The 26,333-nt window shown below is 69.1% G+C and carries 26 protein-coding genes and 4 pseudogenes; 16 read left to right on the plus strand and 14 right to left on the minus strand.

Annotated features, from left to right (window positions below):
- Positions 1 to 645, minus strand: a pseudogene (locus IE255_RS26985) (IS6 family transposase); the annotation flags it as partial.
- Between the two features lie 56 nt (positions 646 to 701).
- Here IE255_RS26985 and IE255_RS39415 point away from each other — a divergent pair.
- Positions 702 to 1,301, plus strand: a complete 600-nt coding sequence (locus tag IE255_RS39415; protein ID WP_229906606.1) for a DUF4231 domain-containing protein — start codon at positions 702 to 704, stop codon at positions 1,299 to 1,301.
- A 288-nt stretch (positions 1,302 to 1,589) separates the two neighbouring features.
- On the opposite strand, the gene IE255_RS26995 is transcribed toward IE255_RS39415, so the two are convergent.
- The 3 genes from IE255_RS26995 to IE255_RS27005 are packed head-to-tail and all read right to left on the minus strand — an operon-like array spanning position 1,590 to position 3,390.
- On the minus strand, positions 1,590 to 2,084 hold the full coding sequence (locus tag IE255_RS26995; RefSeq protein WP_190052981.1) for a hypothetical protein: 495 nt from the start codon (positions 2,082 to 2,084) through the stop codon (positions 1,590 to 1,592).
- Positions 2,085 to 2,579, minus strand: coding sequence for a hypothetical protein (locus IE255_RS27000; RefSeq protein ID WP_190052982.1), 495 nt, complete (start codon positions 2,577 to 2,579; stop codon positions 2,085 to 2,087).
- Between the two features lie 10 nt (positions 2,580 to 2,589).
- Positions 2,590 to 3,390 carry a sigma factor-like helix-turn-helix DNA-binding protein gene (locus tag IE255_RS27005; RefSeq protein WP_190052983.1) on the minus strand — a complete coding sequence of 267 codons (801 nt, stop codon included), beginning with the start codon at positions 3,388 to 3,390 and terminating at the stop codon, positions 2,590 to 2,592.
- Here IE255_RS27005 and IE255_RS27010 point away from each other — a divergent pair.
- Positions 3,389 to 4,464, plus strand: a pseudogene (locus tag IE255_RS27010) (IS3 family transposase). The gene IE255_RS27005 and the pseudogene IE255_RS27010 sit on opposite strands and share 2 nt — an antisense overlap.
- Before the next feature lie 323 nt (positions 4,465 to 4,787).
- On the opposite strand, the gene IE255_RS39420 reads toward IE255_RS27010, so the two are convergent.
- The 3 genes and pseudogenes from IE255_RS39420 to IE255_RS27020 all read right to left on the minus strand — a co-directional run bounded on the left by IE255_RS39420 (position 4,788) and on the right by IE255_RS27020 (position 6,894).
- Positions 4,788 to 5,348, minus strand: a complete 561-nt coding sequence (locus IE255_RS39420) for an MFS transporter (RefSeq protein ID WP_267975548.1) — start codon at positions 5,346 to 5,348, stop codon at positions 4,788 to 4,790.
- 67 nt (positions 5,349 to 5,415) lie between these two features.
- A pseudogene (locus IE255_RS40425) lies at positions 5,416 to 5,976 on the minus strand (MFS transporter); the annotation flags it as partial.
- 192 nt (positions 5,977 to 6,168) lie between these two features.
- Positions 6,169 to 6,894 carry a haloacid dehalogenase type II gene (locus IE255_RS27020; protein ID WP_190052985.1) on the minus strand — a complete coding sequence of 242 codons (726 nt, stop codon included), beginning with the start codon at positions 6,892 to 6,894 and terminating at the stop codon, positions 6,169 to 6,171.
- A gap of 96 nt (positions 6,895 to 6,990) precedes the next feature.
- Here IE255_RS27020 and IE255_RS27025 point away from each other — a divergent pair, with 96 nt between their 5' ends.
- Positions 6,991 to 7,419, plus strand: coding sequence for an ABATE domain-containing protein (locus IE255_RS27025; RefSeq protein WP_190052986.1), 429 nt, complete (start codon positions 6,991 to 6,993; stop codon positions 7,417 to 7,419).
- A gap of 55 nt (positions 7,420 to 7,474) precedes the next feature.
- Positions 7,475 to 8,722: an MFS transporter gene (locus IE255_RS27030; protein ID WP_190052987.1), complete on the plus strand. Its 1,248-nt coding sequence runs from the start codon at positions 7,475 to 7,477 to the stop codon at positions 8,720 to 8,722.
- A 14-nt stretch (positions 8,723 to 8,736) separates the two neighbouring features.
- Here IE255_RS27030 and IE255_RS39425 read toward each other — a convergent pair.
- Positions 8,737 to 9,523, minus strand: a pseudogene (locus IE255_RS39425) (DUF8841 domain-containing protein); the annotation flags it as partial.
- A 77-nt stretch (positions 9,524 to 9,600) separates the two neighbouring features.
- Between IE255_RS39425 and IE255_RS27045 the strand changes: the two are divergent.
- The 3 genes from IE255_RS27045 (at position 9,601) to IE255_RS27055 (ending at position 12,371) form a co-directional block, all read left to right on the plus strand.
- The gene (locus tag IE255_RS27045) at positions 9,601 to 9,942 is read left to right on the plus strand and encodes a hypothetical protein (RefSeq protein WP_190052988.1); all 342 of its coding nucleotides are present in this window, start codon (positions 9,601 to 9,603) and stop codon (positions 9,940 to 9,942) included.
- 134 nt (positions 9,943 to 10,076) lie between these two features.
- Entirely contained in the window at positions 10,077 to 10,472 is a 396-nt protein-coding gene (locus tag IE255_RS27050) for a DUF6281 family protein (protein ID WP_229906608.1), read from the plus strand.
- Positions 10,473 to 11,942: 1,470 nt separating this feature from the next.
- Entirely contained in the window at positions 11,943 to 12,371 is a 429-nt protein-coding gene (locus tag IE255_RS27055) for a hypothetical protein (protein ID WP_190052989.1), read from the plus strand.
- Between the two features lie 538 nt (positions 12,372 to 12,909).
- On the opposite strand, the gene IE255_RS27060 is transcribed toward IE255_RS27055, so the two are convergent.
- The 3 genes from IE255_RS27060 to IE255_RS27070 form a co-directional block, all read right to left on the minus strand.
- Complete coding sequence (locus tag IE255_RS27060; RefSeq protein WP_190052990.1) at positions 12,910 to 13,863, minus strand: phosphotransferase family protein; 954 nt, start codon at positions 13,861 to 13,863, stop codon at positions 12,910 to 12,912.
- A gap of 180 nt (positions 13,864 to 14,043) precedes the next feature.
- Entirely contained in the window at positions 14,044 to 14,307 is a 264-nt protein-coding gene (locus IE255_RS27065; protein ID WP_190052991.1) for a hypothetical protein, read from the minus strand.
- Between the two features lie 472 nt (positions 14,308 to 14,779).
- The gene (locus IE255_RS27070; RefSeq protein ID WP_190052992.1) at positions 14,780 to 14,971 is read right to left on the minus strand and encodes a hypothetical protein; all 192 of its coding nucleotides are present in this window, start codon (positions 14,969 to 14,971) and stop codon (positions 14,780 to 14,782) included.
- A gap of 241 nt (positions 14,972 to 15,212) precedes the next feature.
- Here IE255_RS27070 and IE255_RS27075 point away from each other — a divergent pair, with 241 nt between their 5' ends.
- The 8 genes from IE255_RS27075 to IE255_RS27100 all read left to right on the plus strand — a co-directional run bounded on the left by IE255_RS27075 (position 15,213) and on the right by IE255_RS27100 (position 20,216).
- Positions 15,213 to 16,016 carry an MBL fold metallo-hydrolase gene (locus tag IE255_RS27075; protein ID WP_190052993.1) on the plus strand — a complete coding sequence of 268 codons (804 nt, stop codon included), beginning with the start codon at positions 15,213 to 15,215 and terminating at the stop codon, positions 16,014 to 16,016.
- Positions 16,017 to 16,445: 429 nt separating this feature from the next.
- Complete coding sequence (locus tag IE255_RS27080) at positions 16,446 to 16,856, plus strand: MerR family transcriptional regulator (protein WP_229906609.1); 411 nt, start codon at positions 16,446 to 16,448, stop codon at positions 16,854 to 16,856.
- A gap of 199 nt (positions 16,857 to 17,055) precedes the next feature.
- Complete coding sequence (locus IE255_RS27085; protein WP_229906610.1) at positions 17,056 to 17,850, plus strand: carboxymuconolactone decarboxylase family protein; 795 nt, start codon at positions 17,056 to 17,058, stop codon at positions 17,848 to 17,850.
- Between the two features lie 30 nt (positions 17,851 to 17,880).
- Entirely contained in the window at positions 17,881 to 18,030 is a 150-nt protein-coding gene (locus IE255_RS39435) for a hypothetical protein (RefSeq protein ID WP_229906611.1), read from the plus strand.
- 61 nt (positions 18,031 to 18,091) lie between these two features.
- Positions 18,092 to 18,298: a hypothetical protein gene (locus tag IE255_RS39440; RefSeq protein ID WP_229906612.1), complete on the plus strand. Its 207-nt coding sequence runs from the start codon at positions 18,092 to 18,094 to the stop codon at positions 18,296 to 18,298.
- Positions 18,299 to 18,361: 63 nt separating this feature from the next.
- Entirely contained in the window at positions 18,362 to 18,532 is a 171-nt protein-coding gene (locus IE255_RS39445) for an NAD(P)-dependent oxidoreductase (protein WP_229906613.1), read from the plus strand.
- Between the two features lie 72 nt (positions 18,533 to 18,604).
- Positions 18,605 to 19,243 (plus strand): SDR family oxidoreductase, encoded by a 639-nt coding sequence (locus IE255_RS27095; protein ID WP_229906614.1) that lies wholly within the window; start codon positions 18,605 to 18,607, stop codon positions 19,241 to 19,243.
- Positions 19,244 to 19,658: 415 nt separating this feature from the next.
- A complete protein-coding gene (locus tag IE255_RS27100) occupies positions 19,659 to 20,216 on the plus strand; it encodes a hypothetical protein (protein ID WP_190052995.1) in 558 nt (185 codons plus the stop codon).
- A gap of 259 nt (positions 20,217 to 20,475) precedes the next feature.
- On the opposite strand, the gene IE255_RS27105 is transcribed toward IE255_RS27100, so the two are convergent.
- The 3 genes from IE255_RS27105 to IE255_RS27115 all read right to left on the minus strand — a co-directional run bounded on the left by IE255_RS27105 (position 20,476) and on the right by IE255_RS27115 (position 23,468).
- Complete coding sequence (locus IE255_RS27105) at positions 20,476 to 20,787, minus strand: hypothetical protein (protein ID WP_190052996.1); 312 nt, start codon at positions 20,785 to 20,787, stop codon at positions 20,476 to 20,478.
- 151 nt (positions 20,788 to 20,938) lie between these two features.
- On the minus strand, positions 20,939 to 21,217 hold the full coding sequence (locus IE255_RS27110; protein ID WP_190052997.1) for a hypothetical protein: 279 nt from the start codon (positions 21,215 to 21,217) through the stop codon (positions 20,939 to 20,941).
- A gap of 1,528 nt (positions 21,218 to 22,745) precedes the next feature.
- A complete protein-coding gene (locus IE255_RS27115) occupies positions 22,746 to 23,468 on the minus strand; it encodes a FadR/GntR family transcriptional regulator (RefSeq protein WP_190052998.1) in 723 nt (240 codons plus the stop codon).
- Positions 23,469 to 23,853: 385 nt separating this feature from the next.
- On the opposite strand from IE255_RS27115, the gene IE255_RS27120 reads away from it, so the two are divergent.
- Positions 23,854 to 26,085 carry an alpha-L-fucosidase gene (locus IE255_RS27120; protein ID WP_190052999.1) on the plus strand — a complete coding sequence of 744 codons (2,232 nt, stop codon included), beginning with the start codon at positions 23,854 to 23,856 and terminating at the stop codon, positions 26,083 to 26,085.
- The last annotated feature ends 248 nt before the right edge of the window (positions 26,086 to 26,333 follow it).

Consider the following 26,333-nt stretch of genomic DNA (forward strand, 5'->3'; position numbering starts at 1 on the left):
AGTCGTGTGCGGTCATCAGATGGCGGCGGGGCCGGAAGTGGGGTGAGATGCCGCTGAACGCGGACAGGAACCGCTGGGCTGCGCCGGTGCTGCGGAAGCCCTTCATCGCCCGTTCGCACTGCCTGGTGGGCTGGTGGCTGTTCTCCGCCCGATTGTTCAGGCCCTTGCCCTGGGAGCGGTGCTCGACGGAGGGCATGACCTCGCGGTGAGCGGCGCCGTATGAGCGCAGCTTGTCCGTGACGATCACCCGCGGCACCGCGCCTGCCGTCTTGAGGAGTCTGCGGAAGAATCGCTTCGCCGCGGTCTTGTCCCGCCGGTTCTGCACCAGGATGTCCAGCACCATGCCGTCCTGGTCGACAGCCCGCCAGAGGTCTTCTGCTCGCCGTTGATCTTGATGAAGATCTCGTCCAGGTGCCACTTGTCACCAGGCCGGGGCTGGCGGCGGCGCAGCGAATTGGCGTAGGTCTGCCCGAACTTCATGCACCAGCGGCGGATGGTCTCGTAGAAGACGATCACGCCGCGCTCAAGCATCAACTCCTCGACCTCACGGAAGCTGAGCGGGAACCGGAAGTACAGCCACACGCAGTGGGAGATCACCTCGACCGGGTACCGGTGCCCCCTGTACGACGGCGACGCGCTCCCCACGGATGATCCCCCTTCACCGTGATCAACACGAAGATCATCCCACCCACTCAGCCAACGTGACAGCGCCCGCCGGAGTCATCGAGCAGCACCGGATCGATAGCCGCAAGTACCGGCGCGTCCACAACACGCTGCAGAACCTCATTTTGATCGGTTCCGCGTCCACAACGGTCGTCGCGGCTCTGGACACCCCCAACCAGTACACGTGGCAGAACATCACCATCGTGTCCATCGGCTTCACCGGCACGGTGGCAGCCGCCTTCACCGGCTACTACAAATACCGCGAGCGTAGCTACTCCCTACTCCAGACCGCCGACGCCATCGAGGAAGAGGCCAACGCCTTCACACTTGGCGTCGGCCCTTACAGTGATTTCGGCGAGGACCAGGAGCAGCAGGCGCTGAAGCTGTTCACCCAGCGCGTCGAGGAGCACCGCAACGAGCAGCGGCGCCGCCAGCAGCAGCTGGACCAGCCCGCCGACCAGGCCGCCCCCGGAGGAGCTCGCCGACATGGTCGCTACGCCAAGCCGCCCCCGACGTGTGAGCCTGGGGCAGATCATCGCCCTGCCCACGCGGATGGCACAGCAGCGTGGCGGAACGGTCGGTCCTTCCTCAATCGCGAGGAGGGACCACCTGGCCAGGCATGCCGGCGGCCTGCTTGAGGACCGACAACGAGTCATCCTCGTGTCAGCCGCCAGGTGAGGAGCCCGACTCGTAGCGCTGGCTCAGCCGGTCATGTCCAGATCGAGCCGGCCCGGCGCCGCGCGGCGCCGACGTCTCGGGCGGTGCCGAGGATCAGTCCATGTACGCACGCGTGATGCGCCGGTCTCGCGCTCGTCCACGTCATCGGTCAGCTGATAGCTCCACCCGCCCTCTCTCAGTACCTCTCCCTCTGTCACTTCGGTGGTGAGGACCTGCCCGTGCCGGGCCGTACATCAAGATCACTGTCGTCATGGCGCAAAAGGTAGAAGGCTCTTTCCCGTAGCGTCACGTGCACGACCGAGGCCAGGCGCGCACATGCGGCGGCGGTCGAGGAGAAAGCGCATGAGGACTTCCCTCTGACCCGGCTTCTGGGGCTGTTCCGGGGGGATGTGCGTCCAGGCGTGGGCGAGGGCTGCCTCGTGGAAGGCGGAGGCGGACTCTGCGTCGGGGGCCGCGGACTGGACCAGGACGTGGTCCGGCTCCGGTGCTGGTGTGCGGCGGGTGGCCATGTCGTCGTCTTCGATCGGTCGGGCGGGCAGAGGGCCTGCGGTGGAGTCGGTGCAGTCGTCGCGCGGGTCGGTGAGGGCCGCGAGGATGATCTGCAGTATTTCGGCGAAGTAGGGGCCGGGGGCGGGGATTTCGATGTCGGGGTGGCGGCGGTATCCGTCGGTGACGGCTGCGGTGGTGTAGGACATGACGGCGAGGGTGGTGTCGCTGTAGGTGCGGTCGCTGTCGGCGGTCATCTACGCGACCATGCGCAGGACGGTGGCGGTGCTGGCCGCGCATCCATCGTCGGTGTCGGTGTCGTCGCGGGTCTGGTCGAGCCAGAAGTCGGCCGTCTGGTCGTCGCCTCGTGCCCGGTGGTGGAGGGACAGGCAGTAGCCGGCGCCGCGGTCGCCGGCTCCGGCGGCGTACTGCCACCAGTAGCGTGCTCCGTCCTGGGCGCCGGCCAGGTGCAGCAGGCAGCCCAGGATCCAGGCGCCTGCGGGGCCGGGGAGCTGTTCGGTGATGAAGTCGGTGATCTGGGGTGCGCTGGCGTGGGTCACTGCGACTTCGCACAGGGAGCGCAGGTGCTCGGCGGCCGTGTCGTCGGCGAAGGTCTCCTCGATGAGGATGCTGGATTCGTCGGGCGGGGAGGTGGGGTCCGGGTGGGTGTCGAGGAAGGGGACCGTGTCCGCGGGGATGCGGGGGTTCTTCAGCAGGGCTGCGCGGGCGAGGAGGTCGTCGATGGCGCTCATGTCGGGGTGATCACTCCCGGGCTGTGGGACGGTGGTGGAGCAGTTCGAGGGCTCCTCGTGCGTGGTGGTCGAGGGTGTGGACGTGGGCCGGGGACAGGCCGGTGGCCTCCTGGACCTCGTCGGGGGTGAACTCGCATAGGTAGCGCAGGACGACGACGTCGAACTGGTCTGGCGGCAGGCGGCTGATCGCGTCGAAGAACTCGGCGACTTCACTGATCTCGACGAATCTGGCCACCGGGTCTTCGATGCGGCTCTGGGCGACGGTCATGAACGCGGCAGGGCGCAGATCGGGGCGGCCGTCCGGGTGTCGTCTGACCCCCAGCAGCACCCGCGAGCGCAGCAGCCGCCACGCGTAGCGGGGAAGGTTCGGGCCGGCGGCCGCTTCTGCTTCGTCCCAGCCGGCCCACAGGATGTCGAATGCCTCGTCGACGATCCGCTCCGGCCGCTCGATGTGCAGCAGCGCCCGGGCGTAGGAGACGTAGTAGTGCCCCATCTTCTCGATGAAGCCGCGGTGTTCCACGGGCCGCTCCTCGGGCCCCAGCGGCCGGACGGCCGCGATGCGTTGCGTGATCCACGTGGTGGACTTGACGGCCTCGTACGCCCCTGCGGTCCACAGGCGGCACAGGGGCCAGGGCGGCAGTCCCAGGGCGTGGACCACGCTGTAGGTGATCTCCCAGCTCGGGTAGTACTCGATGCCGCGCAGGAGAGCGGAGATGCGGGTCTTGGAGAAGCCGGTGCGCCGGGCAAGCTCGTCGAGGGTGAACCGCTCCGGGTCTGATGGAGGCTCGATTCCCTGAGAGGATCGAGTCATGGCACGTCCGTCCCCCTATCCTGCTGAGCTTCGTGAGCGTGCGGTGCGCATGGTCGCGGAGATCCGTCCCAACTACCCAACCGAGTGGGCGGCGATGAAGGCGGTCGCCGCAAAGCTGGGGATCGGTGCGGCGGAGACGGTGCGGACCTGGGTCCGCAAATCCCAGGTCGACGCCGGTCAGCGGCCCGGCGTCACCTCCGACGAGGCTGCGGAAATCAAGCGGCTGCGGGCCGAGAACGCCGAGCTGCGGCGGGCCAACGAGATCTTGAAGGCGGCGTCGGCTTTCTTCGCGGCCGAGCTCGACCGGCCGTCGAAGCGCTCGTAGCGTTCATCGACGCACACCGCCAGGTGTTCGGAGTCGAGCCGATCTGCCGAGTCCTGACCGGCCACGGACTGAAGATCGCAACGAGCACCTACTACGCCGCCAAGAAGCGCACCCCCAGCGTCCGGTCGCTCCGTGACGCGGAGCTGAAGAAGCAGATCAGCCGCGTCCACTCGGACAACTTCGGCGTCTACGGGGTGCGGAAGGTCTGGCGGCAGCTGCACCGCGAAGGCATACCAGTGGCCCGCTGCACCGTCGCCAGGCTGATGCGCGACCTCGGCCTCCAGGGCGCCCGACGTGGGAAGAAGATCCGCACCACGATCCGGGACGACGGCCGGGAGAGGGCTGGTGACCTGCTCAGGCGCGACTTCACCGCGTCCCGTCCGAACGAGCGGTGGGTGGCTGATTTCACCTATGTCGCCACCTGGTCCGGGATCGTCTACGTCGCGTTCGTCGTGGACGTGTTCTCCCGGGCGATCGTGGGCTGGTCCGCTGCAACCAGCAAGCGGGCCAAGCTCGTCCTCGACGCCCTCGACATGGCCTTGTGGCGCCGCGACCGCGCCGGAACTCCCGCTGGACCGGGGCTGGTTCACCATTCGGACGCGGGCAGTCAATACACGTCTTTCGCGTTCACTGCCCATCTCCTCGAGGCCGGCATCGATGCCTCGATCGGAGACATCCCACCCCACGAGCACGAGACCAGCTACTACGCTCAACAGCAGCCCCAACCGGCGGCTGGAGTCAACGCATAGAGCCTCCACCGATCCCTGAGCGATTCAGAATCCGTCGATACGCTCGACGCCCACGTCACCCACGGCAACCTTGACACCGGCCTCCGAAACGACGGTCGCGTCGCCGCACATCACTGGTCTGCTTCTTGGTGTTGATGACCGCGCCCAGCCGCTCGCGGGTGCGAGCGCCGACCAGCGCACGAAGTCCTCGTCCTGTGCGGCCACCCAGGCGACAGCCAGCTGGGCAGCGGTGCACTGCTTCGCCTCGGTGGCTGTGTCAGTCCCAGCGGAGTCGTTTGGAGGTGACGTTGGGAGTCGTTGCGCGGCGCTCATCATGATCAATGTCAGTGACGTTCGATGCCGTTCGCGTGCCGGCGGCAGGACCTGTGCCCGGTGAATCCGCTCAGGCGCAGTAGCGGGGCAGCCAGTAGGCACAGGGCGGCTGCGAGCGCCGCGACGGCAGTCATGGCTCCCCGTAGCCCTGTGGCTTCGGCCCAGAGACCGACGTAGACGGGGCCGAGGAGGAAGCCCAGGTAGGAAATGGTGGTGATGACGGACGTCGCGCGGCCTCGGTGGGACTCTTTGACGTTGCGCGACATGATGCCCAGGAGAGCGGGGAAGAGCACGGCGGTTCCGGCGCCGGCGGTCACCAGTCCCAGGATGACGACAGACAGCGTGGGGGCGGCGGCGATGGTGAGTGTCCCGCAGGCCGCGGCGAGCGAGCCCACCACGATCACGGACTGGGCGTGGGTGGCCTTCAGTGCTCCGGCCGCGAACCGTGTGATGGCGACCGTTCCCGCGAAGACGGCGGGTGCCACTGAGGAGAGCCCGGATCCGGCGTGCAGCTCGTCCTGGGCGAAGACGGCGCTCCAGCTCTGGTGGGCGTTCTCGCTGGCGAAGGCCAGCGCCCCTAAGGCCCCCGACGGGCAGGAGCGGGAAGATGCCGAAGCGGCCTGCCGGGGGCGCTGTCAGCGCGGTGTCGTCGCTGCTCGCGAGGCGGTGGGCAGGCGGCGTCGTGAGTGTGACGGCGCCAGCGGTCAGGCAGAGAGCGGCGACGCCGAGGAAGGGCACGGTGAGCGGCCAGGCGGCGGCTGCCGCGGCGCCGGTGCCGAGGCTGGTGAGGACCACGAGCGTGGAGAACGTGCCGTGGGCACGGACGATGACCGGGCGTCCCGTGTCCTTCTCGGCTCGTCCCGCCACCGCGTTCATGGTCACGTCGGCCGCGCCGCTGGAGGCACCGGCGATGGTGAGCCCGACGCACAGGCTTGGAAGGCTCACGGCCGTCAGCGCCAGGGCGACTCCGATGATGCCCAGCAGCCCAATCGCCCCTGCGGCGATCCTCAGCCCCCAGCGATCGAGTGCTCTGCCCGCCAGCAGCATGGCGGGCAGAGCACCGGCGCCCACGAAGAGCAGGGCGAAACCGAGCTGCCCGTCGCTGACCTGGGCTTGGTCCTGCACTCGGGGTACGGAGGCTCCCCACACCCCCCAGAACGAGCCGAAGGCCCCGAAGGCGGCGAACGCAGAGACGGCCAAGCGGCGTGAACTGATAACGACTCCTTGGACGCTGACATGGCGAACGCGGTCAGATGGCGACTCCCACGGTCACGTCGATACGACTCCCGCAGTCACGTGCATAGCCGCCTCGGTTACCCGGCGCAGAGCAATAGTCGAGACCTGTGGATGGTCGTGTCGCTGGGTCCTGAGGCGTGCTCGATCCGGGACTCGTCATACCGGCGCGGCGGAGTGCGGATCGTCCCAGGGCTTCGCCATCAGCGCGGTTACCAGTTCGTCCAACCCGTTGAACCGCCAGTCGAACGCATCGGAGCTCGTCGGGGGATCCCCGACCGGTCGCTGGACGTAGGCGGTCCGCATGCCCTTCGCCTGAGCTCCGCGGAGGTCCCAGGCGTGGGCGGCCACCATGAGCACGCGTTCTGGTGGACACCCGGCGGTGTCGATGGCGAACTGGTAGACCTCCGGCGTCGGCTTGTAGGCCAGGACGGCTTCGCTGGACAAGGCCTGGTGCCAGCGCAGCCCGGCATGTGCGTTGAGTCGCAGCAGAGCGGTGCGGCTGGCGTTGGAGAGTCCAAGCACGGGGAAGTACTGCGCGAGCCGCTCGAGAGCGGCGACAGAGTCGCTCCAGGGGGGAAGGCGCTGACCTGCTGTGGCCAGTCGGCCGATGATTGCCGGATCGGCGAGTCCGGCATGGTCGGCCACCCGTTGAGCAGCCTCTCCGTCGATGATCTCGGTGTTGACGTACGCGCGGTGTCCTTGCGCGATGCGTTGCTGCTCGAACTCGACATGCTGCTGCCACACGGTGAGCAGTTCGTCGACGGGCGCATCGTCGGACGCGGGCACCGCGGCGCGGATTTCCGCTCGAAGCCCGCTGGGTTCGTCAACCAGTGTTCCGAGGACGTCGAAGACGACGACCTCGATGTCGCGGATCTCGGCCATGCATTCTCCTGTTCGCCCTGGTGTCACCGGTTCAGCAGGCGACGATGTTGCTGTCGGCATCGTCGCCGTTCAAGATGGTGACGCATTTTCACGGTGGTGAGCGGTAGCCCAGCCCTAGATCTGGTCGGCACCGTGGGGTCTCGTCGGGACGAGCCCATCGACCTCCTGGCCACGCCTGCGGACCTCGAGGCGGTGGGGGGCGAGTGTGACGGGTTCCCCGATCGTGTCACCGCCGACCTGGCAACCTTCGAGTCGGCGCTGTCACCGCGAGAAGCGATCTACCGGCTTGCTCGCGGTCGCGTGCTGGATCGGCCCTTCGATCCGGGCAGCCTCCAGATCGTCAACGACACGGCCGCCGGGCCGGTGCCCACGGTCAAGCTCAGCGACGCAGGGCTTGATCTCCCTGATCCGCAGGGAACTGCATACCGACGTCACCTACGGGACTTCCTCGCCGAGCCCGCGGTCGCCCACCTCGCCGACCTCGTCGCACAGGGACGCACGGAATCGGCCGGAAAAGGCCGCTGACAGCACTGCGGAGCGAGCAGGAGAGGAACCGACGACCGTCGAAAGGGACCGTACGATGCCCGCCAGGCCGACCGGACCACCCACCGTCGACCGGTCAGAGGAAGCGGAACGCCTGTGGACCGACCGGCGCTGGCTGCTGTACACCGCCGCCGCGGCCTCAGCACGCCTGCCCGCCACCATGCTGCCGCTGGGCCTGGTGTTGGCGGGGCAGTCCGCCACCGGCTCCTTCACCGCAGGCAGTGTGCTGGCCGGCGCCTACGCAGGCGCCGCCGCCCTGACCGCGCCCTGGCGCGGTCGGCGACTCGACCGCACAACCCTGCCGGACGGACTCACCCTTCCGCTGATCGGCGGGGCCCTGATGCTGGCCGCCGTCGTCGCTGCACTGGCCGTCCGTGCACCCGTGGCAGTCCTGGCCGCGGCAGCGGCCGCCGCCGCGGTAGCCACGGCCGGAGCACCGGGAGGAATGCGGAGCCTGCTGCCGGTGCTGTGGGGCGAGCGGACCTCGACCCGCGCCTTCGCCGGGGACTCCGCCATCACCGAGATCACCTGGGTGGCCGGCCCCGCCCTTACCGCCGTCCTGGCCACCGGCCTCGGCACCACCGCTCCGATCGCCTGCGCGGCCCTCTTCTGGGCGACGGCCTGCCTGCTGGTGCGGCGCATCCCCGGCCGCCGCACACCCCCGATGTCCCCGGCGGCACGCCAGAACACCGTGGGGCTGGTGCGGGCCGTGCTGCCCCTGCTGGTGCTGAACCTCAGCGTCGGGGTCAACCTGGGGACCCTGGACGTCGCCCTGCCCGCTCTGCTGCACGACCGCGGTGAGGCACCCGCCGGCAGCGGTCTGCTCATCGCGGCGCTGTCCCTGACCAGCGCGGCCACCGTCCTGCTGCTGACCGTGCCAGCTGCGGAGCGCTACCTCGCCCGGGGCGCGGAGGCCCGCAGGTCGGTGCTCTGCCACGCCTGTTACGGGCTGGCGTTCCTGGCCCTGGTCACGCTCCCGCCGTACGCCGGTGTACTGGTGGTCGTCATGGCCGCCGGCTGCTTCCTCGGCCCCGCGGTCAGCTTCACCTTCGCCCTCGTCCCGCGACGAGTCGCCCCCGACCGGCACAGTGAGGCCTTTGCCCTGTTCATGTCCACCAACGCCGTGGGCACGGCGGCCGGCACCCTGACCGCCGGCCTCTTGACGGAACACCTCTCCATCTCCTTCGCCCTGCTGGTGGCGGCCCTCCCGCTACCGGCCGCCCTCGCGGCCGCCCCCGCCCTGCGCCGCTCCCGCCCTTCTCACCTGCCTGGCGGAACCCCGTGAAGGTTCATCGCGACAGGCGCGATCGGGTCGAACACCGGGTTCCTGGCGTGCGTCGGTGCGTCGGTGCGTCGGTGCGTCGGTGCGCCGAGGCCGACGACCAGGCCGTTCGCTCCGGCGGCGAAGGCCATGTTGACGTCGATGCCGATCAGGTGCCGCATGGTGCATTCGGCGTCCGGCATCGGCCGCGCCCGGTCGTACGCCTGCTCGAACAGCTTCTCGCCGGGGCCGCGGACGTGGAAGCGTGGCAGGTCCGCCAGGAGCGGGTGCCCGTGGGGGGGGCTTCGCACGGGGCGCAGTCCACCGGGTTCTTGCCCAGCGAGCCGGGGTTGTGCTCGGAGTGCCGCCTACCCGTCGCGTCGGGCTTGGACGCGCGGGTCGGCGGGTGCAGCGAGGTCATCAGCTCTAGGCCCGTGACGCGGTCGATCCGCGCGGTGTCATCACCCGGGACGCGTGCACGCCCAGCACGCGGGCGAGTTCCGCCGGCGGAAGCTGCCCGGCCAGGCCCCAGTGGCGGGAGTCGAGCGCGTGCCAGGACGGGATGTGCAGCTGCACGCAGTTGCGCTCGGAGCCCTTGGCCGGGCGGTAGATCCGCGCCCACGGCCCGAACCCCCGCTTCGTCAGCTTCCAGTCGGCACGGGGCAGCTGCTTGATGACCTTGTGGCCCTCCGGGATCCGCCCGGCGAGCCGCTCCTCGTCCGGGAGGGCGACGGGGAGGCCGTAGTGCTTCAGCGCGGCCTCGGTGAGCACCAGCAGCGGGTCGGCGTCCTTGCCCGGGCCGGACAGCTTCGGCTGTCCAACCCTGCCACAACGCCGCAGGACCTGACGCAGGAGCCGGACAGTGCGGACGCTGACGCGGCCGACGCCTCGGGGGAGCCGAGGTGGCAGACGCGGACGCCCTCGCCGCCCCGGGCGCCCGCAGCGACGGTGCCTACTCAACGGCAGACCGCAAGGAGTACGGCACGTACAACTGGTACATCGGCGACGGCGGTATGCCCGGCGGGCTGTCCCGCACGGACGCCAAGTGGGCCTTCTACGATGCCATCAACAACCTCACCGACAGTTACAACAACTGCGGATACGGCGACTCGGTCGGAGCGAAGACGAACTTCCTGTCCCAGACCAACTGCGAGGCCGATATCAACAGCAGCTTTAAGTGCACCGACCGGGACGAACTCAGCACCTGGGACGCGGGGGCCTCAAGAGCAACCACGTCGCCGTGACCTGCTCCTGGACCTGGCTCCGGACACGAAAACCTCACCATGTACACCAACTCGTTCACCTGTACCACGGACGCCAGGACGCTCGGCAAGGGCGACGTCCTCGCTGTTCGCAACACCTACTGAGGAGGCCGTTCATGAGCTGGGCCAAGCGATCCATGAGCGCACTGCTGACGGCAGTCGCAGTGACGTCGGGTGCCGCCTGCACATCGGACCACAACAGCGCAGAGGACTCGGCGTCGTGCGTCTACCAGGTGACCTACGAGGGTCGGACCTACCGGGACGTTGCGAACGTTGAGTTCACAGTCGCAGACAAGCTCGGCGCAGCGACCAAACCGCCCTGTGACGACACCGGCGGCCAGGGAGAGGGCGAGGAGCCGGCCACCACGACAGAGACCGCCTACGCCGTGGACGGCATCTCCCCGAAGGTGGCCATCGCTGTCGGGGACACACCCGGCGACGTCACGTTCGTCGCCGCCTACTCCGGAAACGAACTGCCGACCGAGGTGAAGAAACTGATCGCCAACCCGTGAACTGCGAAGCGCCTCGTCCCCGGCAGTTGGAAGACACTGTTGGCGAATCCAGTGCCTGAGCGCGACATGGCCTCCGCGGCCGTGTCCGACGAGCGCGAACCGGACATGGCCGAGAGAACGCATCACCTCGACCACGTCACCGGCGACGGCGCCGGCTGTAGCCGCCTCGGGTGGAGCCCCTGTCGAAGGCCCCAACGTCGGCGGCCGAGGCCGGATGCCCCGCCGCCGGGCTCAGTGAACCCCGGGGCCGGTAGCCCCTGCCTCAGGTCCGGCTACGTGCCGACGGTCACGAAGACCGGGGTCACGGGCCGCAGATGCGCTGGGTCCGTGAGAGGCCGACCGTGGCCTGGACGGTACCCGGTAGCAGGTCCAGTCTGCTGGTGCTGACGCCCCGGGCCGCCAGAGTGCTGCGCTGCAACCGCCCCCGGGCGTTCGACGAGCTGGCCCCCTTCGGGCTCGGCTGGGCAACGTTAAGGGGGGAAGCCGGGATGCGGAGTGCTGATGACTGGTGTCGTTCAGCCGGCCCGCAGGACCTCGTTGCACAGTGCGCGCAGCAGGAGCAGGGCGTCCTGGTTCTCGGCGGCGGTGATCTAACGCATGGACCGCCATCAGGATGGGGCGACGAGCTTCGCGGTGGCGGGTCGTCGCCTGCGAGAGCGGCCTGATCGTGCAGGGCGTCGGTCAGGACAAAGACCATGCGGGCCATCGGATCACTGTCGATCTCCGCGCCCAGCGAGGAGTGTGTGCTGCCCGTAGGCGGCCAGCAGCATCAGCAGCGGGCGCTCGCCAGCACCCGCCCGCCAGGACCGCCAGGACCGCCAGGACCGCCAGGACATCGTCGTCGTTTCCGACATCGGCCTGCAGCGCGACCGGTGCCCCCAGGTGCTCATCGTCAGTCAGCTCGATGCCCGTGGCACCGCAGGGAAGGCCAACGACCAGAACGGGCGGCGGCGTTCGCCGCGGCACCACCCGCCAGTGTCCGGCGACCGGCAGCCACCGGCCATAGTTCAGTGGCACCGGACAGCAGACACAGCCGCCGCCTCCGCGCCAGCGTGTCCGTGATGGCCCGCCTGCAGCGCCAACCTCTCGGGAGGGGTCCCGGACAGAGCGAGGCACTCTGCACATCTGCCATGGCTGACGAACCGCCCCGTCGATCAGAATGACAAGGCGGCGGCTCAGTGAAGGGGGAATGCAGTGGTATTCGCAGCGACTACCTGCAGCAGGCGGCTCTTTCTCACGTTGTGTAGCTGCTTCACGCTCATCGCGGTACCCGCATGCACTGGCAACTCGTCCCAGGATCAGCCGGAAGCAGAGGCACCTCCGACGCGGACCATCACGATGGCACCAGAGAAACCTTCGGTTTCTCCGTCGGACGAGGAAACTCCTGGTCCGGTCTCCACCGCCGTGTGTCTAGGTGAACGGCCCTACAACCCCGACAGCGCACCGTACGCAGGCAAGGGTCCGCATCCGATGACGATCATTCACTATGACTCCGGCCCCGCCACGCTCGAGCTGCAGTACGTCACCCTGCCCGACGGTTGGGACCCGGAGGTCGACTTCGACTGGTCGGACGAGGAAGAGGATCACAACAAGGTCCAGCTGGTGGTCTGCGACGACGCCGTCGCCACCGGAGGCGTCATAGGCACCTGCGAGTTCGATTATCCGGGAATGTCCGGGAGCATGGATGTCGTCCAGGCGGATCACACATTCGTGGTCAGGGAGGCGCGCACCGGCCGCGAAGTTGCCGACTTCAGGATGCAGGGCACCGCTGGGGCTGAGGAATCATGTCCCAGCTCAGCAATGGACAGCGGCAACACACAGATCGCCCAGGCGGTGAACGACGACGCCGTTGCTGCGAAGCTGCGCTCCCTGTATGAAGGGCCGGCCAGGAAGTCGTGAACTGGGGCGAGTCAACGATTCCTCTCGTTCACCACTCGGCGGCCCAGTCCTTCGTCAGGTGCAGGACCCGGCCGATCAGAGCACGGCCGACGCGGTGGGGCGCAGTCCAGGCGCACGGCGACCAGGCACAGGCCGGTCCCACCCGGCATGGCCTCGATGATTCCTTCACCACGGAGAATCCTTCACCACGACCACCGCCTTCGTCCTCGGCTTGGGCACCGTGAGTCCGACACACGACAGCAGCCCGACCGGACCTGCCGGAATGGCCAGAAACCACCAGCCGTGGCCGACTGCCCAGGCGTGGATCAGTTCGGAGCGCCAAACCGGACCAGATCAGGTGAGACAGCAGCCAGCATCCAGTCACCCAGGACCACATCAACCGCAATCCTCGGCCTCAGGTCTCAGGTCTCGGCTGATCTCGTCGGCCCAGGCCACAGCTCTGGACCAGGGCCAGGTCCTTTTAGGCAGGACACATCGCGACCCGGACCGGCCTCCGGCCGAACAATTCCTCGCCACCTTCTGACAGCCTTCATTTGGCTCAGCCCAGCGCGTCCATCAGGAGGGTGACGTAGGCATCCAGCCGCTCCTCCACGGCCCGCGTCGTCAGCTCTGTCCTCCCTGCCTCCCGCCATGGCTGCGACACCAACTGCACTTCTTCCGAGCACGCCAGCCCGTCACGCACCTGCCAGTACAGCCGCTCGCTCGCGTCCGCGGCCAGCACCCCGCCGGCCTCTTCATACGCCTCAGCGAACCGCAGACCCCACGCCGGGCCGTGCAGCAGCGCGAGATTGGTGGAGCAGTGCGCCACATCGAGATCGGCCGGGCCCCAGGAGGTCGCTGCCCAGTCGACGACGCCGGTGATCCGGGCACTTGCCGGCCTTGCGGGCGGCACGTCGAACAGCACGTTGCCGGGTTGGAAGTCCCGGTGCAGGAATCGCCCTTCATAGGGCGGCGCGGTCCTGCGGATCACGTCGATCGTCGCGGCCCATGCCGCCGCGTCGGCGCCCCTCGGAGTCACGACGGTGTCGGCGGTCGTCAACGCCACGTACTTCCGGGGCCGCTCGGCGGGTCGCAACGCGTGGATCGCCACGAGTTGACGGGCCAGCAGAGGAACGCGCGTCTCCAATCCCTCATCGTCGAGAACCGTCCGGCCTGCCAGATGTGTCATCAGGAGCGATGGATACTCGCAATGCGCGGCGGTCGGATCAACCGCGACCAGTCCAGGGGCCGGCACGGCGGTCCCCGTGAGCAGGGACAGGGCGCCGGCCTCCCTGTTCAGCCAGTCCTCGGCGTGCTCGACGTCGACGAAGGTCCGCAGCACCAGGTCGCGAGTCCCTCCGTCCCGCCTGCCGATCGTCAGCCGCCGCATTTCGGCGGTGATGCCGCCATGCAAGACCTCGGTTTTGACGACCCGTTCACCGACCTCCAAGTGCCGGTTCACCCAAGCCAGTGTCAACGGTCGGACAGCCGCCGCATCATCGTGGTTGGTCACCGTGCCACCTCATCGCCCGGACTACGGCACGCGCAAAGCCTTTCGTTGGAGGCGATGACAACCCTGCTCTATTCGTCGTGTCCGCTCAACGGTCCAGGGTGAATCCGGCCGGCACGGCGTCGAAGTCGCGGATACGCCGGGCGGAGGTGTCCAGTTCGGGGCAGCGGGCCAGGACGTCTTTCAAGCCCGCTCGGTCCTCCTAGCTGAGGGCGGGGGCGGCCCGTCCGGTGGAACAGCGCGCAGGGTGGCGATGGAGGCGCGGACCATGCCGTAGGCGAGCGGGGCGACTTGGGCGACCAGCTCAGGGTGGAGCTGTGTGACGCTCGTGCAGCCCTCGGTGAACCGGCGGTCCAGGTGGGACTTATGGCGGTCAAGGCGATTGGGGCGGGGCTGGTTGTCGTGGAGGGTGTCCTGCCGGCGCATGGCGCTGGCGTAGCGCAGCACGGTGCTGAGGCCTCAACCCAGGTGACGGGCGATCGCCCGGCGGGAGCGGGCCTTGGGCGAGGAGTTCGTGGACCACGGCGGGCGCAGCCTTCTTGCGCTGGGCCCTTTGGCCGACCGATCCGGGCGGGAGGCCTGCCGGCGGGGCCGGATGCGGATGCTGGAAGGCGACTCGGGCCGACCTCGGGATGCGCAGGCACTCGCGGTGGGCGGCGACGCAGGTCTCCACAGCCCGGCCCAGGCCCTGCCACAGGTGGAACCGGTCGGCGACCTGGAGAGCGGCGGGGGCGCCGAGCCGGGCCCCTTCGGCGTAGCGCCGGTCCAAGCCCGGCAGATGATCTCCACGCCGGAGTGGAGGAAGGTGAGCCAGGCCGCGGGCGGTGGAGTAGATCTGCGTGCTGAACAACGGGGGCGGCAGCGCCACGACCCTGCGGAACAAGGTCATCCGCCCCGCGCTAATGCCGAGTTGACTCACCTAGCGGGCGTCGGCCCGCCCGGCGAGCGCGAGCCCGACCCGTTCCAAGAGGTGATTGAGGGGCGTGGTGAAGCGCGCGTACGAGCGGGTCAGTTGGGCGAACGGCTCGGCGAAGGTACGACGCGAGCAGTCGCCCGCATCGCAGATGAAGCGCCGGACCTCAGCCGGGTCATGGCGCTGTCTGCCCGCCAAGCGGAAGATCTTTCAGCCTGCGCTGGTAGGAGTCGCGCACCGGGCCTGATACGTGGCCGCGGTCGGGGCATGTCGCCACGGACGCCCGGCCTCGCGCCGTCACCTCGACCGTGCCGGGCTCACACGAACTCGGCCCCCACACTCGAGGTCTGCGAATTCTGCGAGGCGCCCACGACCCTGGAGTGAATTCCGGGGCAACCGGCCTGGTCATGGGCCGTCCACCGGTGGCACTATCCGTGGGATGCCCCCTTCCATTCAGGTCGGCCCCTACACCGTCATCGCGCTCGCTGACGGCGCGGGCCCCTTCTTCTCCCCCAGATCAGAGGCGTTCCCCGGCGCCACCACCGAGCAGTGGGCGGCGGCCGACGAGCTCGATCCCGGCGCGCTCGACGCCGACGGGCGCTGGCGGCTCCAGTTCCGCGCGTTCGCGATCCGCAGCGACCAGGGCGTGACGCTGGTCGACGCGGGGATCGGCCCGGCCGACAGCCCGGCGGCCTCGTGGGCGCCCGTGCCGGGGGTGCTCCCGGCTTCGCTGGCCGCCGCGGGTATCGAACCATCCGAAGTGGACACCGTGGTGCTCACGCACCTCCACACCGACCACGTGGGCTGGGCCGTCGTCGGCGGCGAGCAGACGCGGCCGTTCTTCCCGAACGCCGAATATCTGTTGCAGCAGGCCGAACTCGACGCGATCGAGGAGGTCAACCCCCAGCTGCGGTCCGCTGTGATCGACCCGCTGCGGAAGACCGATCAGCTACGGCTGCTCCACGGCGACACCCCGCTGCGCAGCGGCGCGCGCGTGTTCGCCACGCCCGGTCACACGCCCGGGCACCAGAGCGTGCTCGTCGCGTCCGGGCGCGAACTGGTCGCCGTCACCGGTGACCTGCTCGTGCACGCGATCCAGCTGCTCCACCCCGAACTCGCCTACGCCCACGAGATGGACTCTGAGCAGGCAAGGGCCTCAAGGGAACAGGTGCTCCACAGCGGGGCCGCCAGTACCCTCTACCTCGCGACCCCGCACCTGACCGAGCCGTTCATCGCCCGCTGATCCACCTGGCGGGGCCGGTCATTCCGCGAGCGCGCAACATCTGTTCAAGTCGGCGGGCAGCGCTGCGAGGCGCAGGTGAAGGAGATCGGCGGCCCGGCACAGGGAGCCGGTGGCGCAGTAGGCGTCACAGCGTCTCGTAACAGTTGTCGGCTAGCCGTAGCCGACCTTCCCTGGCGGCTCGCCCAGGTCATCACGTCGCGCCGCTCGGGTTCGGTGCTCGAATCGGTGGGTGCAGAGGACGGTCGGTCGCTGCTGTCCGGGTGCCGGTTTTCCCGCCCTACGGGGTGAAGAAGCCGAGGGTTCACTAGGACGTCGTAGCCCTCACCGCGGTCCTCCCCTTGAGCGGGGGGCGGTGTCCGGAGATCGTCGCGACCTTGGCTGCGACAGTTCCCTTGCGTTGAAGCGCGCTTCAACTCGTACGGTCGTCGTGTGGCGACCGAACGGATCGACGCGACTCTGACCATTGCCGAGACGTCCGAGCTGACCGGGCTCAGCCCCTCCACTCTCCGGTACTACGAACGCATCGGGCTGATCGACGGCGTGCAGCGCGGGCCGGACGGGCGGCGCCGTTATCAGGCAGCGGATCTGGCCTGGATGGCGTTTCTGCTGCGGCTGCGGACGACCGGGATGCCCATCCAGGGGATGTTGGCGTTCGCGGAGCTGCGCCGGGGCGGAGACGCCACCGTGCGGGAGCGGCTGGAGCTGTTGCGGAGGCACCAGGCACAGGTCAGGAGGAGGTATGAGGCCGTCATGCGCAGCCTCGACGCCATCGACAAGAAGATCGGGCACTACGAGCGACTGGTGGAGGAACGGGATGGGGACAGCGGACGAGAGGCGTGACGCACGGCGGGGGGACGAGGCGGGCAGGGGCAGGCGGGCCCTCCTGCGGTACGGAGCTGTTGGAGGGGTCGGTGCGATGGCGCCCCTGACGAGGCCTGGCGTGGCGGTGGCCGACAGTGCGGATCGTGGGCCGTCCAAGCGGTACGCGCGGGGCGCTGCCCGTATGAGGGAGATCGCCGGGGAGGATGCCCTCGCCACGGTGGAGGCGCTGGAGGACATCGCCCCGGATCTGGGGCGCTTCGTGGTGGAGTTCGGGTACGGGGATGTGCACGCACGGCCCGGACTCGACGTGAGGCAGCGGCAGTTGGTGAGCATCGGCGCACTGACCGCCGCCGGGGACACCGCCCCGCAGTTGCGGTTCCACATCGGCGCGGCGCTGCATGTCGGACTGGATGCGGCGCAGGTGGTGGAGGCGCTGATCCACCTGGTTCCCTTCGCGGGGTTCCCGCGGACGCTCAACGCGCTGGCCGCCGCACGCACCGTGTTCGAGGAGCGGGGCGTACGCATCGAGCCGATCGAGGTGGAGCCGGGCGGGGACCGTTATGCACGGGGCGAGGACAAACTGCGGGAGGTCGACGGCGAGCACGGCCTCGAGGTGATCGAGTCCCTGAACGACGTGGCGCCGGATCTCGGCCGGTACATCGTCGAGTTCGCCTTCGGAGACGTCTACTCGCGACCGGGGCTCGACCTGCGGCAACGGCAGCTTGTCACCCTGGGCGGACTGATCGCATTCGGTGACACGGCGCCCCAGCAGAGGGTGCACTTCAACGCCGCGCTCAGGGTGGGACTCTCACCGCGGCAGGTGATCGAGACGGTCATCCAGGCCGTCCCGTACACGGGATTCCCCCGTGCGCTCAATGCCGTCGGTGTTCTGCGCGGGGTCTTCGAGGAGCGCGGGATCCGTCCCGTCTGCGGTACCGGCACGATGGAACGGATGGCGGGCCGCCCGGCTCATCGACTCGGCCCATTTGCCCGAGCGCCGGGCCGTGGCTGAGGGTCGCGGCCCCCGCCTGTCGGTCGAGACATGAGCAGGATCGTCGTCTTCGGAGCCGCTGGGGAAGGCCGGCTCGGCTCCCGCGTCGTCGCCGAGACCGCCGCGCGCGGTCACGAGGTCCCCGCCGTCGTCGCGACATCGCGCGACTCGTTGAACTCCCCGACGGGGTGCGGCCGGTAGCGGGTGACGTTACCGACAGCGAGTCGGTCGCCCCTCCCTGGTCCGAGAGGCCGACGCGCTGGTGCGGACCGTCGGCGGCCCCGACGCGCCGCTGTACACCGAGGCAGTGGCCACCGTCGCCGCGGCCGTCCGTGCCCTCGGCCCCAAGGGACCGCGCATCGTGCACACGGGCGGCGGGGCCAGCCTGCTGAACGAGGACGAGGTGCGCCATTTCGACTCGCCCCACTTCCCGGAGGAATTCAAGCCGTACGCCATCGGCCAGATTTAGGCCCTCGACGACTACCAGGCGCTCGGCGATGACGTCACCTGGACGTATCTCTCCCCGTCCCCGGTGCACTTCGCCCCCGGCGAGCGCACCGGCAGCTACCGCACCGGCCTCGACCACCCGGTCGCAGGCGCCGTCGGGCAGGCCCGCATCTCCTACGAGGACTACGCCGTCGCCCTCCCCGACGAGATCGAAACCCATCGGCACCTCAACCGGCGCTTCATCGTTAGTTACTGACCCGTGCGGCAACGGCGCGGACGGCGGTCGGCAACGCGCTGGTGCGCGCTGCCGACCGCCTGGGCGGGGTCCGTGCCGCCCGGGCGGTCGCACCGGTACGCGCCGGTACGCGCCCGTGGCGAGGAAGGAAGCCGTGCTGCCACGTGCGTCGTCGACGTCACCAAGGCCGAGGACCTGCAGCGCCTGGTCTCCACCACCATCGACCAGTACGGCCGCCTCGATGTACTGGTGAACAACGCCAGCATCGCCCCGATCAGCCCGCTGGCCGACCTCGACACCGAAGGCTGGTCAGCCATGATCGATGTCAATCTGCGCGGCATGCTCAACGGCGTCGCCGCCGCGCTGCCCGTCTTCCGCGAGCAAGGGTCGGGCCACCTGGTGAGCATCGTCTCCGTGGCCGGCCTGTACGGCGTGTCCCCCACGATGGCTGTTTACGCCGCGACCAAGAACGCGGTGCGCACCGTGCATGAGGGGCTGCGCACGGAGTCCACCGACGGGGTGGTGCGCACGACAGCCATCTCGCCGGGATACATCCGCACCGATCTCGCCGACTCCATGGCAGAACCGCACATCCGCGAGCAGACGCGCCAGGCCATGGACGCGGTGGGCATCCCACCGTCGGCGGTCGCCCGCACGGTGGCCTTCGCCGTCGAGCAGCCCGCCGACGTCGAGATCGGCGAGATCAGCGTTCGCCCCACCGTCCAGGCATGACACGAGAACTCCGTGTCCGAGCGGCGGTCGACGCCGGCCACCCACCGGATCCCGCACTCCGGGCACTCCACTGCGCCCGTGCCGTCCCGGACCGGCCGCCAGGCGCTGACGCAACCGCCGTTCCTGACGCCGCTGCCTGGACCGGCACGCCGGCGAACAGAACTGCGCCCCGCGCCGGGCAGCCGGCCTCAGCCGCTCCCCGCAGCCCTCCCGCCCGGCGCTCCGATCCGGACAGCATCGCCCGTAGCCCGCCGTGGGCGACCCGCAGGCGCCACGATCGCGATCACGATCTACCGCTGGAGTGTCAGAGCTCCGGAGTAGGCTGAGGCATCAGGCAGTCAGTCCCATGGCGCGAGTGACGCGAGTGAGCGGTCGGCTGGACCTCTGAGTTCAGGCCAGCGATAGGCTGATCAGCATGGAGTCCGAGGCGGCCGGAGGGCCGGTTGTGGTGACGTGTCCGAGGTGCGGCGGTACGGACGTCCGGACAGTCGAGCAGGCCCGCGGCGGTAAGGGCGCGATGCGTGACGACCTGTACGGTCGACTGGCGCCTGGGCCGGACAAGACCGGCGACGGATGCATGCACTTCGCGGAAGGCATGCTGCTGACCGGTATCGGCATCGCCCTCGCGTGCGTCGGTGTTCAACAGGAAAAGTCGCTGTACACGGTCGGCGGCGCCGCGCTCGCTCTCCTCTGCATCATCGGGACCCTCGTGGTCGTACGTAGTGACGGGCGAGAGAAGGCCGCCGTCGAGGCGGGGGCTGCTCGCGCGGAGCGCCTGTGGCGGCCGGCGCACTACTGCTCCGGCTGCGCCTCGGTGTTCTGCCCGGGCGGCGCCCCGTGGCGGGGAGCACTCACCCCGGAACAGTTCAAGAAGTTCGTGTGGACTGAAGCCGGCTACGCCGACCAACTCCCCGCGGGGGACAAGGCGAAGGGCGCAAAGATACCGTCGGACGCCTTGCCGGAACGGCTGTAGCGCCGGCCAGGACCTCACCCTTGTTCGTGCCCGCCCCTCCCCGCCGAACGCTGTCACTGCCTGGCCCGCTGGACCTACCGTGAAACTCCAGTGAGGGCCTGACCGTGGACCCGACCGAGCGCTCCCGGACCGCCCTGTTGGCCAGGTCGCCGGTGGGACCGCCTCTGCAGGGGATCCAGCCATCGCGGGTAGTCGCGCCTTGCCCTTGGTCGCAGGAAAGGCGTACTGCCGAACCTGATCGCGGGTCAGCAGGGCCCTGCTAGCCTTTTCGGTGTCCTCGCCGCGTGGTGATCTCATTGCTGATGAAGACGACGATACCGAGGGCGCTCAGGCCCACCCCGGCGTAGCCGACGAGTTCTCCACGGGCTTCGTTCTGCTTCTCCTCGTCGTAGCTGAGGGATTCGCCGCCGCTGAAGCTCACGCACCACTGACCGGGTCTCATCGGGCTGCCGTCGCACTCGACGGCGTCGCCGTTCATCAGCGCCTCGGCGTTGATGAAGAACATGGTCATGCCGACGATGAACAGAGCCCAGCCCAGGATCCTTAGCCATGGCTGCCCTGAGCCGCGCATTCAAAAATCCTTTCCGTCCCGGTGTCAGAGGGCAACGCCCGCGCGCCCACGGGTTCACTGGAGGACCTCAGCTCTTTCGGAACTGTCCCCGCGTGACCGGCGCCCTCGTACGGACCGTGAGGGAGCCAGGCCCAAAGGGCCGAGCCGTAAGTCACCCAACGGGTTCGATACGGAGGACGGCGGCGGTGTCGAGGATGTCGACGACCTTCAGGCTCATCGCGTCATTGATGGTCGCGGCGGGTCCCTCGCCGCAGCGGAGCACGACGCCGCCTCCGCCTTCCGATGACACGCCGCCGCCACCGGAACAGCCCGAAACGCTGTAGCCCGACCCCGTCAGCGGCGCGACCATCTCGACCTCGCCGCCGGTGATCGCCTTCACCTCGATCGGCCCGAGGCCGTACCTTTCCGGCACTGTCACGACGTCCCCCACGGCGACCTCTATCTCGCACGTCCCGTCAGCGCATGGCCCGGTCGGCGAGGGCGATGGCGTGGCCGTCTCCGTGACAGTCGGTGTGGGGGCGGACGCCGGTGTCCCGGCCTCGGACCCGCTGGGCCGGCCCTCAGCGGGGGAACCGTCCGAAGAATCCGAGGAACACGACGTGAGAGCGGCGAACACGACAGCGACGGCAACGGCGACGACGGCGGATGACGTTCTACGCATCATGGTCACCATTGAACCCCGCCATGACCGGGACCCCTCCCCGCCGCCACCCACGGCGGCCCCAACTCCGCAACGGCGTCGGGCCTCATGATCGCACTCCAGGCTGCCGATAGTCCGGGGTCGAATTCGCCGGCGCGCGCCACGCAGTGAGGGCGCTGCGCGGTCGTACAACCGATACAGGACGCGGTGCGGGGCAGGGAAGAGGTTGCGCCGCGCGCAGCGGCGCGTCAGCTACGAGGTGACGCTGCGGGGGCTTTCCGCGCCGGCGCCGCGGCGGCCCGCCCTGCTCATGCACCCGGCGGGAGACCAACCAGGATCTGGCCAGTTGCCCAGGCGCTCGCGGATCGCACGACGTTCCGCCTCCTCGCGGGCGAGTGTCTGCCCGCTGGAGGATGACACCCCGCCGTGTGGCTGGAGCTGCCGCTGGTCGGATGGAGAAGACCGCCGTCCGGTCGCGCCGGATCGAATCGGGACGAGGGGCCGCCGGTCGGCGGGGCGATGCACGCCGACCGGCGGGGCCGTTACCGAAGCCTGCCGGATGGTCCGTCCCCTGACGTCCACGCGAGATTCTCCGGATGACAAAGTCGCAGCCACTGCAGGAGACGTCAGCTCCGCAGGGCAACTCGCCCACGTGCCGTCGAGGCCGATCCCGGATCGACCCCGGGAGCGTCGGAGTCAAGGGCCGAGCGGGGCGTGAGCCTGCCGTGTTCGGGCGTGAAGCTCTCGAAACAGCGGGTGAGCATGCGCGACCCCCCGGATGATCGGGTTGACGATCGGCCTGCCGCGCGACCGTGGTACCGGAACTCTGATCGAAATTCGGGCTGTCAGCAGGTGGAATTGGGCCCGCGCCGTCCCCACGGCACCGACCCCGGTCAGCAGCGCCGCCATCAGGGCGGTCACCGCGGCGAGCACTCCCGCACGCCTCCCACCTCCCCACCATGGAACCCTGCGTGCCCTGAGCATGCCCTTCATCTGTCTCTCCTTTGCCGGAGGCGGCTGCCCGTCCGTCGGGCACGCCCGTCTCGCAGGACGTCGTCGCGCTCGAACAGTTCGGATGCCTCGTCGGCGGCTACCGGGACAGGGGTTGGCGGCCAGGCCGTCGTAGCCGGTGGAGTCGGCGGTGAGCTCGTAGTTGCGCAGGTCGGCGTTGCTTGCCGGATGCGGGGGTGACTTCGTACGGTCACCACCCACAGCATACAGTCAGCATGTCCACGTCAATAGCTACTCGAGGTAATACATCCCATGCCCCTGGACCGTATCGCGGCATCCGGTGCACCGTGGCGGCAGCGACCGCCCGTCAGTTCTGCGCTGCCGCTCCGAGGGGCAGGGGTTCGCCGGAGCGCAGGTGTTTCCGCAGCCACTGCTCGGTGTTGCTCACGTGGAGCAGCGCGGCGGCCTGGCTGAGGGCGGCGTCACGGGTGGCGAGCGCGTTGAAGATCGCCTCGTGCTCGGCGAGGGTGCGGCCCGCGGCCTTGTCGTCGACCAGACCGCGCCAGATGCGGGCGCGCAGGGTGCGGCCGGAGATCCCTTCCAGGAGGGTGAGGAGGGTCTCGTTGCCCGTGGCCGAAACCACGGCGCGGTGGAACGCGGCGTCGTGGGCGTTGAGCTGTGCGACGTCGTCGCGGGCTTCGCGCATGGCGTCCAAGTGCCGCTTCACGTCGGCCAGTTGGGCATCGGAGATTCGGGTCGCGGCAAGGGCCGTGGCCATCGGTTCGAGGAGCCGCCGCACCTCCATGAGGTCCTGCAGGGCGACCGAGTCACCCTGCAGCAGTTCCACCGCGCCGCCGAGACCCTCCAGCAGCAGGCTCGGCTGGAGGCTGGTCACATACGTGCCGTCGCCCCGCCGGACCTCCAGGACGCGTGCGACGGCCAGCGCCTTGACCGCTTCGCGGGCGAGGTTGCGGGACAGGCCCAGCTGGGCGGCCAGGTCCGGTTCCGGTGGGAGCTTCGAGCCCGGAGGAAGGGCACCGGTCCGGATCAGCTCACGGATCTGCTCGATGGCCTTGTCCGTCAGTGACACCGTTCATCCCTCCCCCTACGTGCCCCCATGAGCACGTCCGACCTGATCAGCCCTGAGTACGGAGATCATCCCAGAGACCGTCCGGGACGTGCTGATCATGGAGTTCACGTTTCGTCCGACCTGTTCCGGAGTCCGCATGCCGAGGGTGACCTGATGATACTGGGATGCGTCTGCGGGAAGGCGATCGCGGCGGCGGGACGTCCTGGTAGACATGCCATGTTTCCGTGATCGCGATACATGCCAGATGGGGGCAAAACAGGCAGCTCCCCCAAAGCTATGGCCACTTTCATCCCTGCACACTGGTTGACATCCCATGGCGACATGACGGACCTTCAGGCGTGGCCCCTGCATTCCCCTTGCCCCCTTCCGCATCAGGGATGTGTCCATGTCGAGTTCGATCAACCGACGTCAGTTCGTGGCCTCCGCAACCTGCGTGGCCGCGGCGGCCGTTGCCGGAGGTGGGCTCAGTGCCGGTGCCGCCGAGGCGGCGCCCAGCACGTACACGCCCGACTGGAACTCGCTCGACCAGCACCCGCCGGCGCCGGAGTGGTTCCAGGACGCGAAGTTCGGGATCTACTTCCACTGGGGCGCCTTCAGCGTCCCCGCCTTCGACAACGAGTGGTACCCGCGCAGCATGTACCAGGCCGGGAGCTCACCCAACAAGCATCACATCGCGACCTACGGCCGGCCATCGGCGTGGCCGTACCACAACTTCATCGACGGAGCGAAGGACCTGGCGGGCAACACCGTGAAGTTCGCCCCGGAGCTGAAGTCGGCCGGCGGGAAGTTCGACCCCGACGAGTGGGTGCAGCTGTTCGTCGACGCGGGCGCCAGGTTCGCCGGCCCGGTCGCCGAGCACCACGACGGCTTCTCCATGTGGGACAGCCGGGTCAACGAGTGGAACTCGGTGAAGAAGGGACCAGGACTGGATCTGCTGAAGCTCTTCTCCACGGCCATCCGCGCCAAGGGCCTCAAGCTGCTGGTGGCCATGCACCACGCGTACAACTTCACCGGCTTCTACGAGTACGCCCCCGCCCAGACGGACCCCAGCCTTAAGAAGCTCTACGGGCAGCTGGACCCGGCCGCCGCGAACCAGCTCTGGTTCGACAAGCTCAAGGAGGTCATCGACCGCGCGCGGCCCGACATCCTGTGGCAGGACTTCAACCTGGACGCCGTCGACGAGCAGCAGCGCCTGAACTTCCTGGCGTACTACTACAACCAGGCGAACAGCTGGGGCCGTGAGGTCGTCGCCACGTACAAGGACGGCATGAACGGCAAGGGCGAGGTCTTCGACTACGAGCGCGGCGGTCCGGCCGACCTCACCACCCCGTACTGGCTGACCGACGACAGCGTCTCCAGCAGCAGTTGGTGCTACACGCAGGGCATCGGCTACTACAGCATCCAGCAGATGCTGCACTCGTTCATCGACCGGGTCAGCAAGAACGGCAACGTGCTGCTGAACATGGCGCCGATGGCCGACGGCACCATCCCCCAGGCACAGAAGGACATCCTGCTCGGCATCGGCGACCATCTGAAGCGCTTCGGCGAGTCGGTGTACGCGACCCGCGCCTGGACGGCGTACGGCGAGGGCCCGACCAAGATGGGCGGCGGCTCGTTCACCAGACCGACGGCCGGCACGGCGCAGGACATCCGCTTCACCCGCAACAAGGCGAACGACGTCCTGTACGCCACCGCCCTGGGCTGGCCCGGCGGCTCCCTGACGATCAAGACCCTCGGCTCGGACCGGATCAACCTCTCCTCGCTGACCTCGGTGAAGCTCCTCGGCACCACCGCCGGTACCTACATCGACCTGCCCAAGCCGGCCCAGCACGCCTCCGGCCTCACGGTCACCCTGCCTTCCTCCGCGCCGTACGGCGCCCACGCCTACGTCCTGAAGCTCGCCTTCTCCGGCACGATCCCCGGCCTGCGGCCGCTCGCTGGCGCCGTCGCCTTCACGGACGTCGACTACACCGGCGACTGCGCTGTCCTCACCCTCGGCGACTACACCGCGGCAGACCTCTCCGCGGCCGGGCCGGGCACGCGTACCCTCTCCTCCCTCCGGCCGGCCCCCGGCTATCAGGTGATCGGCTACTCCGGGGACAACTTCACCGGCACCTCCTGGACCTTCACCGCCGACAACCCCGACCTCAGGGTCACCGGCAGCAACGACCAGATCGCCTCGCTGAGAGTCCAGTTCGACCCGGCGACGTACTTCCGGATCACCAACGCCACCAGCGGCCTCGCCCTGGACAGTGGCGGCGACGTCGCCTCCGGCTCCCACCTCAAGCAGTGGACCTGGGACGGCAGTTCGAACCTGCAGTGGCATGCGGAGGCTGTCGGAGGCGGCTACTACAGGCTGGTCAACCGCACCAACGGCATGGTCGCCGACGGCTGGGGCGCCACCGCCGACGGCTCCGCCGCCAGGCAGGCCGCCTGGAACGGCGGCCCCAACCAGCAGTGGACCATCACCCATCGGGGCGGTGACCGCTATTCGATCGCCAACCGCACCACCGGTCTGGTTCTCGACGGCGGCGGCAACGTCGACTCGGGCTCCACCACCAAGCAGTGGACCTACGGCAGCAGCACCAACCTGCTGTGGACCTTCACCGCGCTGTAGCCGGCGGAGACTCAGTGAGAGGGGAACGACTTCTCGACGGCCGTCAACCCTGGTGAGCCGTGGACGTCCGACAGCCTCGCGGCCGCCTACCGCAGCGCCTACGGCGACTTCCAGAAACTCCGGACGCGCAACGACGCCGGCGACAGCGGAGTCCGCTGCTGGTTCCTCGACAGCTCGGACCTGGACTTCCTCGGCTGCCACCGGCACTACTCGGCCCGCGACGACCGAGTCGTCTCCGACCGGCTCAC

This window comes from Streptomyces lomondensis (assembly GCF_014651035.1).
Classification (GTDB): domain Bacteria; phylum Actinomycetota; class Actinomycetes; order Streptomycetales; family Streptomycetaceae; genus Streptomyces; species Streptomyces lomondensis.